This is a genomic window from Vibrio sp. 704, from assembly GCF_033339295.1.
Genome location: NZ_JAWOUH010000125.1, coordinates 1 through 1056, shown reverse-complemented (window position 1 = coordinate 1056; position 1056 = coordinate 1). Strand labels below are relative to the sequence as shown.

The following is a 1056-nucleotide window of genomic DNA, read 5'->3' as shown; positions in this document are numbered from 1 at the left end:
TGATATACAGGTCAAATAGGGTTGAGATGAGAAAACTCATTGAATTCATAAGGTACCCTTAACAAGTAGTGGATGATGTTTCTTGAGAATCATCCAGATAATTAAAACAGTTTTTCCATTTCTTCTGCGCGAGCAACCGCAGCTTGCATGGCTTTTGCAACGATGTCCGTTAACTGATGTTCGTTGAATGTACGAAGTGCTTCGGCGGTTGTGCCGCCTTTCGAAGTCACGTTTTCACGCAGTGTCGACAGTTCAGTGTCTGGATTGCTCACCACCATACTTGCCGCACCCAGCGCTGCTTGTTGAACCAACAAACGAGCCGTTTCTTTATCAAAACCTTGAGCTATCGCTTCAGCTTGCATCGCTTCCATAAACAGGAAGAAGTATGCCGGAGCGCTGCCTGCTGCTGCAATCACATTGTTGATGCCTGATTCTTGTTCCACCCAGCACACTTTACCAACTGCTTGCATCAGTTCTGCGGCAAAGGCTCTGTCTTGTTCTTTGACATGTTCTGGAGCGAATAAGCCACTCATGCCCAAACCCAACTGAGATGGAGTGTTTGGCATTACGCGAACCAAATTCAATTTTGTCGCTAGCATCTCATCCAAACGTGAACAATTGATGCCTGCCGCAATAGAAATCACGAGCTTGTTGCTAAAGTCGATAGATTGCAGAGGTTTACAAACATCCGCCATCATTTGTGGTTTCACAGACAGAACCACCACATCGGCCTCGGACGCTGCCAGCATGTTGTCGCTGGTGGTGCGGATACCAAAATCTTGCTCAAGCGGCAGACGACGCGCCTCTGATGGGGCGGTTGCAACAATGTTTTGTGCAGGGTAGCCGTTAGCCACGAGGCCAGAAACAATGGCTCTGACCATGTTTCCCGCACCGATAAAGGCGATCTTTTTATGTTCCATTTGTCTGATTTCCATCATGATATTTACGATTTATTGTGCGCTCAGGTGTATAATGGCGCCGCTTTGCGGTAACCGCTGTTTCATCGCGGTATCAATTAAGCATTTTCGCGCTTAAATGACTATTCACTTTTCGTGC

Annotated in this window: 1 protein-coding gene; it reads right to left on the bottom strand. The window is 47.0% G+C overall.

The window, feature by feature from the left end; all coding sequences use genetic code 11:
* Positions 1-101 precede the first annotated feature (101 nt).
* The gene (gene proC / locus R7R24_RS24900; RefSeq protein ID WP_005482485.1) at positions 102-920 is read right to left on the bottom strand and encodes a pyrroline-5-carboxylate reductase; all 819 of its coding nucleotides are present in this window, start codon (positions 918-920) and stop codon (positions 102-104) included.
* Between the last annotated feature and the right edge of the window lie 136 nt (positions 921-1056).